Origin of the sequence: Pseudomonas putida, from assembly GCF_009883635.2 — a bacterium.
In the GTDB taxonomy this organism is placed as follows: Bacteria; Pseudomonadota; Gammaproteobacteria; order Pseudomonadales; family Pseudomonadaceae; genus Aquipseudomonas; species Aquipseudomonas putida_W.
In genome coordinates, this window is record NZ_CP026115.2 from 3814296 (window position 1) to 3827863 (window position 13568).

Sequence of the window (13568 nt, forward strand, 5' to 3'; positions counted from 1 at the left end):
GTAGACTGTCGCCTTTTCAGCGAGCCCACCCATGCCCAACATCATCCGCATCGCCGCCGCCCTGTTGATCGACCCGCAAGGCCGTACCCTGCTGGTGCGCAAGCGTGGCACTCAGGCGTTCATGCAACCGGGTGGCAAGATCGATGCGGGTGAGTCACCCGTTCAGGCGTTGGTGCGCGAACTGCAAGAAGAGTTGGGGCTGCACATTGACCCGGACCAGGCCGTGCATCTGGGCCAGTTCAGCGCACCGGCCGCCAACGAACCGGGCTTCGAGGTGCAGGCTGAACTGTTCCGCGTCGACAGTGCCGAGGTGGTAGCCCCGGCGGCGGAAATCGAAGAAGTGCTGTGGCTGGCCGCCGATCAGGCAGCAACGCCTGAATTGGCGCCGCTGACCCGCGACCTGATCCTGCCGCTGTATCGCCAGGCCGTCAGCGTACCGCGCTGACCCCGTCGAGGGTGGCGAACGAGGTGTCCTTGGCGGTCAGCAGGAAGTCGCGCATGTAAGGCGCATCGAGCATGTCGGTGCGCACGGCCGCATATAGCGTGGCGAACAGGCCTTTCTCGCCCAGGCGCTTGCCCTTCACATAGCCCCGCGAGCTGTATTCGTGCAGCGCCCAGTGCGGCATGCCGCACACGCCACGGCCGCTGGCCACCAGTTGCATCATCATCACCGTCAGCTCGGACGTGCGCACGGCAGCCGGCTCGATATCGGCGGGCTCCAGGAAGCGGGTGAAGATGTCCAGGCGGTCGCGCTCCACCGGGTAGATGATCAGGGTCTGGTCGAGCAGGTCCTGGGGCACGATGTACGGTTTGCTGGCCAGCGGGTGCTGGTTGGCCACGGCGAGCATGGCTTCGTAGGTAAACAGCGGCACGTAGGTGATGCCCGCGAGGTCCAGCGGGTCGGAGGTCACCACCAGGTCGAGGTCGCCCCGGGCCAGTGCTGGCAGTGGGGCGAAGGCAAAGCCCGAGGCCAGGTCCAGCTCCACTTCCGGCCAGGCATCGCGGAACTGGTCGATGGTTGGCATCAGCCACTGGAAGCAGCTGTGGCATTCGATGGCCATGTGCAGGCGCCCGGCAGTGCCGCCGGCCAGCCGGGCGATGTCGCGTTCGGCGCCGCGCAGCAGCGGCAGGGTGGCATCGGCCAGTTGCAGCAGGCGCAGGCCGGCGCTGGTGAAGCGGATCGGCTTGGTCTTGCGCACGAACAGCGGCAGGCCCAGGCGCTCTTCAAGCTCCTTGAACTGGTGTGACAGTGCCGACTGGGTCAGGTGCAGGCGTTCGGCGGCCTCCACCAGGCTGTCGGCCTCGCGCAGGGCATGAAGGGTTTTCAGGTGGCGGATCTCCAGCACGGCTGACTCCGAGAAAAATATTTAAGGAAACGGCGAATGAGTTGAGTTTCGCTCATGTTCGCCCGCGCTGTCGATTGGACCATGCGCCGCACCGCTCGGCAGGGTTCATCAAACTGTCACTGAACTGTGGCAGCGCGCCCGAATTAAATTCATCAGACTCGCGCTCTACTGGGGATCTGCATTCTGGTGTTTCTTTCATGCGGGCTTTTCTGCTTTTTTTCTTTCTGGTGTTCAACGCTTCGGCCAGCTTCGCCGACACGCGCTGCGACGCCCATGTGCCGGTACAACGTGCCGAAATCGGTGAGCTGAGCCTGGTCTATCAGAGCGTCGGCGCGCCTCGCGATCCGGCCTTGCTGCTGGTCATGGGCCTGGGCGGGCAACTCATCCATTGGCCGGACGACGTGGTTGAAGCATTGTGCCGTCAGGGCTTCCGGGTCATTCGCTATGACAATCGCGATGTCGGCCTGTCGCGCTGGAACCAGCTGCCACCTTCGGCCAATCTCACGGTCGAGCTGTTGCGCTACAAGCTGGGCCTGCCGGTTTCCGCGCCTTATACCCTGACCGACATGGCCAACGATGGCCTGCAGCTGATGGATGGACTGGGCATTCGCCAGTTCCATGTGCTGGGTGTGAGCATGGGCGGGATGATCGCCCAGCACCTGGCCGCCATGGCGCCCGAACGGGTGCGTAGCCTGACCCTGGTGATGTCCAGTTCGGGGGCGGCAGGGCTGCCGGCACCGGATCCGGCCCTGGTGCAGTTGCTGGCGCGGCGCAGTGCGCCGAGTCGTGAGGTGGCCATCGAGCAGCAGGCTGACTTGCTGGCTGCGTTGGGCAGCCCGCAGGTGCATGACGATCGGGCGGTGCTGCTGCAGCAGGCGGCGGTGGCGTACGACCGGGCATACAATCCGGAGGGTGCGAAGCGCCAGATCATGGCGATTCTGGCCGAGCCGAGCCGCGTGCAATTGCTGAATGAGTTGCGGGTGCCGACGCTGGTGGTGCATGGCACCGCCGATCCGTTATTGCCGGTGATGCACGGCGTGCACCTGGCAGCGCATATCCAGGGGAGTCAGCTTCGGTTGATTCCGGGACTGGCGCACCGCTTCCAGGAGCGGTTCAAGGCCCCCCTGCTGGCGGCGGTGCTGCCTTACCTGCAGTCGCACCGGCAGGATGTCACCCATATCGCCGGCCTCTGAATCGGGGTCTCCTGTCAGCCGAGCCCGTACTTCTTGACCTTGTCGAACAGGGTGGTCTTGGCCATGCCCAGTTCCTGGCTGGCCTGGCTGAGGTTGCCGCCGGTGCGCTGCAAGGCATCGCTGAGCAAGTTGCGCTCAAAGGCCTCCACCGCCTCGGCAAACCCCAGCCCCTGGCTGGCACCACCGCTCGGGCCCTTCTTGAACGCCGGCAGCCCAAGGGCATAACGCTCGGCCACGTTACGCAACTCGCGCACGTTACCCGGCCAGTCATGGGCCATAAGCCGTGACAGGGTCTGGCTGTCCAGCGTCGGCGCCTCGCGGTCGAAGCGCAGCGCCGATTGCTGCAGGAAGTGTTCGAACAGTTGCAGGATGTCCTCGCGGCGCTCACGCAGCGGCGGCAACTCAAGGGTCACCACGTTCAGGCGGTAATACAGGTCGCTGCGGAACTGCCCGGCCTGGCCCAGCGCGGCGAGGTCGGACTTGGTGGCGGCGATCACCCGGCAATCCACCGCAATGCTCTGGTTCGAACCCAGGCGCTCCAGGGTGCGCTCCTGCAGTACGCGCAGCAGCTTGATCTGCAGGTTGATTGGCATGCTCTCGACCTCGTCGAGGAACAGCGTGCCGCCATTGGCGTGTTCGATCTTGCCGATGCGGCGCTTGCCAGCACCGGTGAAGGCGTTGGCTTCGTGGCCAAATATCTCGCTCTCGAACAGGTTTTCCGGCAGGCCACCACAGTTCAGCGCCACGAACGGCTGGCCCTGGCGCCGGCTGAAATCGTGCAGGCAGCGGGCGACCAGCTCCTTGCCGGTGCCGGTTTCACCTTCGATCAGCACGTTGGCCGAGGTATCGGCGACGTTGGCGATCAGCTCGCGCAGATGCTCCATGGCCGGCGAGCGGCCGATGATACGCCCCTCCAGGCTGCTCTGTTCGGCCAGCTGCCGGCGCAGGGCCATCACCTCGCGGGACAACCCGCGTTGCTCCAGCGCACGGCGCACCACATCGACCAGGCGTTCGGGCGAGAACGGTTTCTCCATGAAATCGTAGGCACCATTGCGCATGGCGCCGACCGCCATGTCGATATCGCCGTGGCCGGTGATCAGCACCACCGGCAGGCTGCGGTCGCGGGCCTTGAGGCGGTTGAGCAGCTCCAGGCCATCTATGCCAGGCAGGCGGATATCGCTGACGACGATGCCGGCAAAATCATCGCCGATGCGCTCCAGGGCCTGTTCGGCACTGCCGACGCCCTCGCAGGCGATGTCTTCCAGGGCCAGCGCCTGCTGGCAGCCGAGCAGCACATGCGGGTCGTCTTCGACAATCAGGACGGTAAGTGGCGCTTGGTTCATGGTTGCTCTGCCGATTCGCTGGGGGGCGTGACCAGGGGCAGGGCGAGGACGAAGGCGGTGCCGCCACTGGCGGGGTGCTCGACGTTCAGGCTGCCCTTGGCGGCGGCGGCAAGGCTCGCCGACAGGGTCAGCCCCAGGCCCAGGCCATGTTCGCCCGGTTTGGTGGTGAAGAAAGGTTCAAACAGGTGTTTGCGGGTTTCGGCATCGATGCCGTGGCCGTTGTCGCGCACCCGCAAGCGGTACTTGTCGCCCTGCAGCTCGCCTTCGAGCCAGAGCTCGGGCAGTGGCTGGGTGGCCATGGCATCCAGGGCGTTACCGATCAGGTTGACCAGGATCTGCTCCAGACGGGTCTGGTCGATGGCCAGCTGCTGGTCGTCGAACTGGTTGTGCAACTGCAGGTCACAGCCCGTGATGCGGTTGCTCAGCACCTGCAAGGATGCGTCCACGGCCTTGGCCAGCGACGCCTGGCCGCTGTCGTCGCCACGCCGGGCGAATGAGCGCAGGCTGGCAGTGATGCGGCCCATGCGGTCGATCAGGTCGTTCATGGTGCGCAGGTTGGTGCTGGCGGTTTCCAGTGCACCCCGTTCGAGGAAGCGCACGGTGTTGCCGGACAGGGTCCGCAGCGCCGCCAGCGGCTGGTTGAGCTCGTGGGCGATGCTGGTGGACATCTGCCCGATCGCCGCCAGCTTGCCGGCCTGGACCAGTTCGTCCTGGGCATGGCGCAGGGTCTGTTCGGCATGCCGACGTTCACGGATCTGGCCCTTGAGCCGTTCGTTGCTGGCACGCAGGTCGGCGGTGCGGTCGGCAATGCGCCGCTCCAGCTGACTGTTGGCTTCTTCCAGGGCCTCGCGGGCGGCCAGGCGCGTGGCAACGACCTTGCGTCGCTCGTTCCAGGCGATACCGAGGATGGTCAGCAGGGCGAAGGCCACGCCGACCAGGATGCCCTGCACCATGGATTCGCGGCGCAGGTCCTGCAGCGGGGTGAGCAGGGTGAAGTGCCAGGGCGTGTCGGCCAGGCGTCGGGTTTGCGCCAGGTAGCTCACTTCGTGGGGCTTGCCCTGGGCGGTTTCGGCGTTGGCCGGGAAGGTCAGTTTTTCTACGCCATCGGCCAGGGTTTCGCGGGCCAGCGGTTGCAGCTCGTTCAGCGGCCACCAGTAATACTGCAGGCTGCGCGCCAGGCGCTCCTTGATCTGCGGGGTCAGCGGGCGCACCGATTTCAGGCGCCGGGCCGGGTCGCTGGAGAGAATGATGATGCCGTTCTCGTCGCTGACGAAGGCTTCCAGGCGGGCGCGCTGCCAGCGCTCCTCGAGGGTATCCAGGCGCACCTTGATCACTGCCACGCCGATGATCTTGCCGTGCTCTTCCAGGCCATGGGCGAGGTAGTAGCCAGCCTCGCCCGTGGTGCTGCCGATCCCGTAGAAACGGCCCGGTTCGCCGCGCACGGCGCTCTGGAAATAGGCCCGGAACGACAGGTCTTCACCCAGGAACGAGTCGGCATCGCGCCAGTTGCTGCTGGCCTGCACCCGGCCGTTGGTGTCGAGGACGAAGATCGCCCGGCTGCGGCTACGGCGGTTCAGGCCTTCGAGGTATTCGTTGACGGCCTGCCGGTTGGCGCCATCAGGGTCGGTGAGCAGCTGCGAGACGCTGTCTTCCAGCTCCAGCAGGCTCGGCAGGTAGGTGTACTTGCTGATTTCGCTCTCGACCGTGCGCGCATGCAGCTCCAGCGCGCGCTCGCCGCTTTCGCTCAAGGTGCGGATGCCGTTGCTCTCGCTGATCAGGAAGCCGGCCATGCCCAGCCCGACCATCAGCAGGATGATCAGGGGCGGCAGCAGCAATTGGCGAATCAGGCGGGATTTCACGGCGGGCTTGGCAGGGAGAAGAAGCGAAGGGTCGCATTTCATCACAGTGGCCTTGTCACGGCCAGCATCCGCTGCCGGGCGAACCCGGGCAGCGGTGCCGTTGTTGCCGAATCAGTGTTGCAGGATCTTGCTGAGGAAGTGCTGGGTGCGTTCGTGGCGGGCGCTCGGGTCACCGAAGAAGGCTTCCTTCTGGCAGTCCTCGATGATGTTGCCCTTGTCCATGAAGATCACCCGGTTGGCCACTTTGCGGGCGAAGCCCATTTCGTGGGTCACGCACATCATGGTCATGCCTTCGTGGGCCAGCTCGACCATCACGTCCAGTACTTCGTTGACCATCTCCGGGTCCAGCGCCGAGGTCGGTTCGTCGAACAGCATGACGATCGGGTCCATCGACAGCGCGCGGGCAATGGCAACGCGCTGCTGCTGGCCGCCCGAAAGCTGGCCGGGGTGCTTCTTGGCATGGGCACTAAGGCCGACGCGGTCGAGCAGGGCCAGGCCCTTCTTGGTCGCTTCCGCTTCGCTGCGGCCGAGCACCTTGCGCTGGGCGATGGTCAGGTTCTCGGTGATGCTCAGGTGCGGGAACAGCTCGAAGTGCTGGAACACCATGCCCACCCGCGAACGCAGCTTGGGCAGGTTGGTCTTGGGGTCGGCAATCGAGGTGCCGTCGACCACGATGTCACCCTTCTGGAACGGCTCCAGCGCGTTGACGCACTTGATCAATGTGGATTTGCCCGAGCCTGACGGGCCGCAGACCACCACCACTTCACCCTTCTTCACTTCGGTGGTGCAGTCGGTCAGCACCTGGAAGTCGCCGTACCACTTGTTGACGTTCTTGATGGAAATCATACGGTGATCCTTTTTTGCAGGCGCTTGACCAGCCACGAAGCGGAGAAGCTGATGACGAAGTACACGACCCCGGCGAAGATCAGGAACTCATGGGAGCGCCCGATGATGTCGCCGTTGGAACGTGCCGAGTTGAGGAAGTCCACCAGGCCCACGGTGTACACCAGCGAGGTGTCCTGGAACAGGATGATGCTCTGCTGCAGCAGCAGCGGGGTCATCTTGCGGAAGGCCTGGGGCAGGATGATCAGGCGCATGGTCTGGCCGTATGTCATGCCCAGGGCCTGGGCGGCGCCCATCTGGCCCTTGGAGATCGACTGCACACCGGCGCGGACGATTTCGCAGAAGTAGGCGGCCTCGAACATCATGAACGCCACCACGCACGAGGTGAAGGCACCCACCGGGGTGTCCTCGCCGGTGATCCAGCGCAGCACGAACGGCACCGCCAGGTAGAACCAGGTGATTACCAGCAGCAGCGGGATCGAGCGGAAGTAGTTGACGTAGGCACCGGCCACGCGCGACAGCAGCTTGCTCGACGACAGGCGCATCAGCGCCAGGATGGTGCCCAGCACGATACCGCCGACCACGCCCATGACCATCAGTTGCAGGGTCATGACCATGCCTTCCCACAGGGCAGGCAGGGCGGGGATGATTTCGCTGAAATCCATGTCCATTTACTTGCCCCCCACGGAGATCAGTCCAGGCACGGCGACTTTCTTCTCGACCATGCGCATCAGCAGCATCAGGCCCATGTTCAGGGTGAAGTAGATCAGCGTGGCCAGAGTGAAGGCCTCGAACAGGTTGGCCGAGAACTCGGCGGTCTGTTTGGTCTGCGCCAGCAGTTCCATCAGGCCGATCAGCGAGGCCACCGAGGAGTTCTTGAACACGTTCAGGAATTCCGAGGTGAGCGGCGGAATGATGATCCGGTAGGCCTGCGGCAGCAGCACGTTGTTGTAGATCTGCGGCAGGCTGAAGCCCATGGCGCGGGCAGCGGCTTCCTGGCCACGAGGCAGCGCCTGGATGCCGGTGCGCACTTGTTCGCAGACGCGGGCGGCGGTGAACAGGCCCAGGCAGATCACCACGCTGATCAGTGCCGAGGTGGTCGGGTTGAGGTCTTGCTTGAACCATTCCTGCAGGCCTTCGGGCAGCAGGTCCGGCACCAGGAAGTACCAGATGAACAGCTGCACCAGCAGCGGCACGTTGCGGAACAGCTCCACGTAGGCGGTGGCGATGCCCGATACCAGACGGTTCGGCACGGTACGCATGACGCCGAGGACCGACCCCAGCAGCAATGCGATGATCCAGGCGGTGATGGCGATGGCGATGGTCCAGCCCAGGCCGGTGATGTACCAGTCCAGATAGGTTTCGCTGCCCACGCCGGTGGACTTGAAGAACACGCCCCAGTCCCAGTTGTAATTCATCGGGATTTCCCCTCAGACGGTTGTTTCACGGGCACCTTCGAGCATCCAAGGGCGATGAACGCCCTCGGATGAAAGGGTAGACACTAAAGTGTGGCCTGTGGGTTCAATCGTGCGCGGATGCGCACTAGGCCACTATTGGCTGAGGATCAGGACTTCTTCTCGTCCGCGGCCTTGTCGGTCGGCTCGGCGATCAGTTTCTTCAGCTCGTCGCTCATCTGGAAGTTCAGGTTGAGGCCCTTTGGCGGGATCGGCTGGGTGAACCACTTGTCGTAGCTCTTGTTGACTTCGCCCGACTTGAAGTAGGCAACGATGGCGTCATCGACTGCTTTCTTGAAGGCCGGGTCATCCTTGCGCACCATGCAGCCGTAGATTTCGTACGACTGTGGGGTACCGGTGATGACCCAGTCAGCCGGCTTGCGCGCCTTGGCCATTTCACCGGCGAGCAGGGCGTCGTCCATCATGAAGGCCACGGCGCGGCCGCTTTCGAGCATGTTGAAGGCTTCACCGTGGTCCTTGGCGGAAATCACGTTCATCTTCATCTGCTTGTCGGCGTTCATCGCCTTGAGGATGCGCTCGGAGGTGGTACCGGCGGTGGTCACCACGTTCTTGCCGGCCAGGTCCGGGAAGTCCTTGTAGGAAGGCTGACCGTCCTTGACCTTGGTCAGCAGGCGGGTACCGACTTCGAAGATACCGACCGAGAAGCCGACTTGCTGCTGGCGCTCGACGTTGTTGGTGGTGGAGCCGCACTCAAGGTCCACGGTGCCGTTCTGCACCAGCGGGATGCGGGTCTGGGAGGTGACCAGGTTGTACTTGACCTTGATGTCGGTACCCAGTTGCTTCTTCAGGGCATCGACCACGGCCAGCTGGATGTCGTGGGAGTAGCCCACGGGCGTTTGACCGCCAGCCAGGTAGGAAAACGGAATGGAAGAGTCGCGGTGGCCCAGGGTGATGGTGCCCGAGTCCTTGATCTTCTTCAGGGTGCCGGTCAGTTCTTCGGCCATGGCTGGCGAAGCGATGATCGCGGCGGCGATGGTGGCGCCCAACAGATGACGAACGATACGCATCAAATTTTCCTCGACGTGTTTGTTTTTTTTATGGAGCCGTTGGCGGACTCTTTCGTTCAACGAATACAACAAGAAGCGAGTGCATTCGGCTACCAAGTGTAGAGCATGAGTCGTGCCAAGCTCTGTCTTCGATGATAACGTCCCGAAAATACGAAGGATTAATCTTTTCTGAGCAATTTATTACATTGCAGGTTAGTCGGAATCCCGAACGGATGAATCTTTTGTGTTCGCCAATCCGAATGGGTGGGTTGTTCGCGCCGACGGTGGCTATATGTACCGCCAATGTACGTCAGGCAGGTGATGAGCTAAGTGCTTTCAGACTTGGAAATCATCGCATGACATTCGCCGAAATCTTTCCCACGAACTCTGTGGACCATCTTATCGCAAGGCAACTCCCCTCCTGGTTGACCGATGCGCAGTCGGACCTCCTCACGGTGTATCACCGGGCGTTGCGTGAGCAGCAACAGGCCACGGATCGACTGAGCCACTTGCTTGGGCGCCTCCCCGACATCGAAGCGTTCGCTGTTCCGCTCCTGGAGCATGCCTTGAGCACTGCTGGGTTCGGTCATATCGACGCCCGGCGCTCACATGTTGTCGTCAGTGAGCAGTTCAAACTCCCCTCAGCGGCACAAAAGTTTTATCAGCCTACTGTCACTCATACTGCCAGGCAGACGCTTTTATCGGCCGCGCTGCACAACTTCGAAGCGCATGAAGCCGAGCCTTGGCATTTGCGTCAAGCGCATCTGACCGGCCAGCACGGCGCTCGATTGTCGATGACGTTCGAACGTTTTGTCAGGTTGTGTCGCGAGCTGGATATTGGCGGCAAGTATCAGGCGCTGCTCAGAGGGGTGCTTCAACCCAGGTCGGGTCGTGGCCAGCCTGAACAGCACGCGCGTGCGCTCGTCGCGCAGATGTTCGAGGAGAGTGTGCGTACGCGCATGCAGGCATCGTTGTACGAAGCCAGGCTGAAGAAGCAGTTGGATGGGCGCGATCTGCAGCGGTTGCGAACATTGTTCGAGGATATCCCTATGCTGGCTGCGGGAGCCGGTACTCTGACCCCTCGTCAGCTTTACCTGCTAGGCAAATGCGTCGTAGGGGTGATCGCATTGGAATGGCGGACTGCAGGCCATGACGACATCGATGAAATCATTTTCTGGATTCCTGGCGATCCAGAAAAAGAACTGCGCTACTACGATTCGTGGGCCGAACTCTACGGTAACCTGGCTCAACGCTTGAAAACGCCGCTGTTCCGCACTTTTTTCCAGCGCTTCATCAAGGCTCGGGACAGGGCTCCATTCGATCAAGCGCTTTCCTCTGCGCTTGACGCCTGCGCGCAGGGTGGGCCGCTTGAGCTCGATGGGCGCAACCTGGCGCAGGAAGGCACGGTGTTTGCCCATATGGGAAGCCTGCTGCTTGCCAAAACGTTCGACGATGCCGCTTACCTCGCCGTCCCGACCGATGTCGAGGACCGACAGAGCAGGCACGAGCGGCTGCAGGCAATGCTGGCGGCCGGCCTGGACCTGTTGGGGTTGGCGGGGTTCGTCGTGCCTGTGTTGGGTGAGTTGATGCTGGTTGTCAGCGCGGCGCAATTGCTCGATGACGTCTATGAGGGATACAAGGACTGGCAACTGGGCGATCGTCAGGGAGCGCTGGATCACCTTTTTTCCGTCGCCCAGAGCCTGGTGCTGGCCGGTGCGACGGCGGGCGCGCTGCACGGGCTGAAACGCGCTTCCTTCGTCGATGGCCTGGCGCCGAAGGTGTTTGGCAACGAAGGTTTGAGGCTGGTTCGCAATCCGCATTACATTCCCGCCGAGGAGAGTGCCCTGGTATTGCTGGAGAGCCTGCCAGGCAAGCATTTCGCCGGCCTGTTGTCGACCGATGCCAGCCTGCTGCTTGACGTCAGCGGATTCGATTTGGCGCAATTGCGGCGCCTGCATCTGGAGCGCGCGGCGCCGCCCGCGCGATTGCTCGATCTTCATGATCGCATGCAACTGCACAGGGCTTCTGCGACGTTACGGGGAGCGGCGTTCGAACAGGCACTGCAAGACCTGTATCCACCGGTTTCCGCTGATCAGATGAAACTCATGCAGGCTTTCAGGGGGCTGAGCGTTCGTGGCGCGCAGGAAATCATCGAGCAGAGCAGCACCTCCTTGCTGGAGCAGTTGCACACCTCGGATCGCATACCTTTGGCAATGGCGGAGCGGGCTCGCTGGTATGTACGCGACAGCCGCGTCGACCGCGCTTACCTTGGCATCCGCTTGCCAACGATTGCCAGCGAGGATAGCGAAAGGTTGACACTGGGGTTGATCGAAAGGGATGCGCCTTGGCCAGCGTCGACGCGTGTCGAGTTACGCATTGGCAATCGCGAAGGTCGATTGCTGCATGCAACCCAGGGCGAGGCGGCAAGCCAGGTGCATGTCATTGTCAGGCAGGAGCAGGGGTACAGGCTGGCGGGCGACGAAATCGAGGCCTCGGCGAGTACCGGTGATTCGTTGCTGCAAGCCGTATTGAAATGCCTTGATGACGATCAGTTGAAGAAATTGGGAAGCACTCGACTGCAGGCCAGCCAGCTGCGTGACCGCTTGGTTCGAGGGGGCGGGCAGGGCCGTGAGCACGCTGCACGGCTGATCGGCCTGCCTCCTGTCAGAGTCAACGTTCGACCACTCAGGCGTTTCGCCGATGGTCGTCTGGCTTACCCGATGAGTGGTGGTGGTGAAAGCAGTCGTCAGGCCATCAGGCAGGGCATCCATCAAATCTTCCCGACGCTCAGCGAATTGCAACTGGATGCCTACCTGGAGGCGGTGCGCCAGCGTGGTGAGAACCAGTGGAACCACTACCTCATGTTGCAGCGTCAGTTGACCGAATTGCGTGAGACCTTGCGCCATTGGCAGGCTGACTGGCAGACGCCGATCGACGCCATCCGCCGCCGTCGAGTCGCTGACATGCTGCGACGCAGCTGGCGGCGCAAGCTGGTGGATGGTAACGATCAGTACGAACTGACCATCGACGGTGAAGCCGTCGGCCAGTTGCCCTGCTTACCCGCAGGCATCGACTACTCGCATGTGCGTCGGCTGACCCTGCGCAACATGCAGTTGCAAAGCCTTGATGCCCAGTTTCTCCGGCTGTTCCCTAACATCGTCGAACTGGACCTCAGTGGTAACCGCCTCGCCAGCGTACCCGAAGGCATTGAAGGCCTGACACAGTTGCGTCGGGTGAATCTGGGCAACAATCAGATCGTGTTGAACAATGCAGGCAGTCGCCGTCTGGCAGCGCTTACCCGCCTCGATACGCTGATATTGAGCTATAACCCGCTCAATGGCATGCCAGACCTTTCCGTCTTGCCGCACGTACGTGACATCCGCCTGAGATCAACGGGGCAGCTGGACATCGGCCAGGTCCACCAGAACGTGACATTGCGTGCCCACATTGACCTGCGTGACAACAGGATAAGCGAGCTGCGCCGCGAGGTGCGCGGGCTGCGCCTGCGGCTTCAGCGGCTGAGCCTGCACGAAAACCCCTTGAGCGAAAGCAGCGCCCAGTATCTCGACGAGGCGCGTGGCATTTCACAGGCGGGGGCGAGGGGCAGCGCGACCCATGTGCACAGTACCGTCGATGACGGCATCCGCGATGCCTGGATAGATACCAGTGACGGGCCGCGGCGTGCCGAGCGTGAGGCGACTTGGCAGCGCCTGGTCGAGGAGCCTGGTTCTGGCGGGTTGTTCAGCTTCCTTGCCGATTTTGTCGGTACCGAGGAATTTGCCACTCACCCGTCTTATTTCAGGCAGCGTGTCTGGCGCATTCTCGACGCGTGCGAGCACAACGAGGCACTGCGTGAGCAACTGTTCGGTGTGGCCGGAGGGCCGAGTACTTGTGATGATCGCTTGCTGATGATCCTCAATCAGATGGAGGTGGGCATTCTGGTGTTCGAGGGAATTGAAGGCATACCCGTGACGATGCGGGAAAACCGTTTGCTGCGCCTCGGGCGTCAGTTGCATCGCCTGGATCTGCTGGATGATATCGCCAACGCGCATGTGCAACGCATGCGCAACCAGGGCCGGCGAAGGGTCGATGAAATCGAGGTACGGCTCTACTACCGATCTCGGCTGGCAGGTGCGCTCGATCTGCCGGTGGTGCCTGATGCGATGCATTACCCCACCTTCGCCCATGTATCCATGGTCGACCTTAGCCATGCGGAGCTTGCGGTGCTGCGCGCCAGCACGCCCGTCGCGATGCTGGACGCACTGGTGGAGCGCCCGTATTGGCAACGTTATTTGCGTGAAACCTACCCGGAACGTTTCGAGACAATGTCCGCAAGCTTTCACGAACGCCTGGAGGCTCTGGAGGAGCAGTCCAGAATCGGTCAGGAGCGTGATTACGACGCGCGTGCGAGGTCATTGATGGCCCAGCACGCTGCCGAAGAAGCGGCATTGATACGCAACCTGACTACCGAAGCCTGGGCGCGATCGCGTTATGCCTCCCAGGAGCGCTTGATGCCCGCCTGA

General features: G+C 62.6%; 10 protein-coding genes. 3 read left to right on the plus strand and 7 right to left on the minus strand.

Annotation, left to right across the window (positions count from 1 at the left end; genetic code table 11):
- Positions 1 to 31 precede the first annotated feature (31 nt).
- Positions 32 to 445, plus strand: coding sequence for an NUDIX hydrolase (locus tag C2H86_RS17410; RefSeq protein ID WP_159409105.1), 414 nt, complete (start codon positions 32 to 34; stop codon positions 443 to 445).
- Here the strand turns inward: C2H86_RS17410 and metR are convergent.
- The gene (gene metR, locus C2H86_RS17415; protein ID WP_159409106.1) at positions 429 to 1346 is read right to left on the minus strand and encodes a transcriptional regulator MetR; all 918 of its coding nucleotides are present in this window, start codon (positions 1344 to 1346) and stop codon (positions 429 to 431) included. The two genes, C2H86_RS17410 and metR, sit on opposite strands and share 17 nt — an antisense overlap.
- Positions 1347 to 1543: 197 nt before the next feature.
- Here metR and C2H86_RS17420 point away from each other — a divergent pair, with 197 nt between their 5' ends.
- Positions 1544 to 2539 (plus strand): alpha/beta fold hydrolase, encoded by a 996-nt coding sequence (locus C2H86_RS17420; RefSeq protein WP_159409107.1) that lies wholly within the window; start codon positions 1544 to 1546, stop codon positions 2537 to 2539.
- 14 nt (positions 2540 to 2553) lie between these two features.
- On the opposite strand, the gene C2H86_RS17425 is transcribed toward C2H86_RS17420, so the two are convergent.
- The 6 genes from C2H86_RS17425 to C2H86_RS17450 all read right to left on the minus strand — a co-directional run bounded on the left by C2H86_RS17425 (position 2554) and on the right by C2H86_RS17450 (position 9066).
- Complete coding sequence (locus C2H86_RS17425; RefSeq protein WP_240349723.1) at positions 2554 to 3831, minus strand: sigma-54-dependent transcriptional regulator; 1278 nt, start codon at positions 3829 to 3831, stop codon at positions 2554 to 2556.
- A 47-nt stretch (positions 3832 to 3878) separates the two neighbouring features.
- The gene (locus C2H86_RS17430) at positions 3879 to 5783 is read right to left on the minus strand and encodes a sensor histidine kinase (protein WP_159409109.1); all 1905 of its coding nucleotides are present in this window, start codon (positions 5781 to 5783) and stop codon (positions 3879 to 3881) included.
- Between the two features lie 69 nt (positions 5784 to 5852).
- Complete coding sequence (locus C2H86_RS17435) at positions 5853 to 6587, minus strand: amino acid ABC transporter ATP-binding protein (RefSeq protein WP_060512719.1); 735 nt, start codon at positions 6585 to 6587, stop codon at positions 5853 to 5855.
- Complete coding sequence (locus tag C2H86_RS17440) at positions 6584 to 7255, minus strand: amino acid ABC transporter permease (RefSeq protein ID WP_159409110.1); 672 nt, start codon at positions 7253 to 7255, stop codon at positions 6584 to 6586. The genes C2H86_RS17435 and C2H86_RS17440 overlap by 4 nt, the downstream gene beginning before the upstream one ends.
- Entirely contained in the window at positions 7256 to 8002 is a 747-nt protein-coding gene (locus C2H86_RS17445) for an amino acid ABC transporter permease (RefSeq protein ID WP_085675218.1), read from the minus strand.
- A 146-nt stretch (positions 8003 to 8148) separates the two neighbouring features.
- Positions 8149 to 9066, minus strand: a complete 918-nt coding sequence (locus C2H86_RS17450) for a glutamate/aspartate ABC transporter substrate-binding protein (protein ID WP_159409111.1) — start codon at positions 9064 to 9066, stop codon at positions 8149 to 8151.
- A 335-nt stretch (positions 9067 to 9401) separates the two neighbouring features.
- Between C2H86_RS17450 and C2H86_RS17455 the strand changes: the two genes are divergently transcribed.
- Complete coding sequence (locus tag C2H86_RS17455; protein WP_159409112.1) at positions 9402 to 13568, plus strand: NEL-type E3 ubiquitin ligase domain-containing protein; 4167 nt, start codon at positions 9402 to 9404, stop codon at positions 13566 to 13568.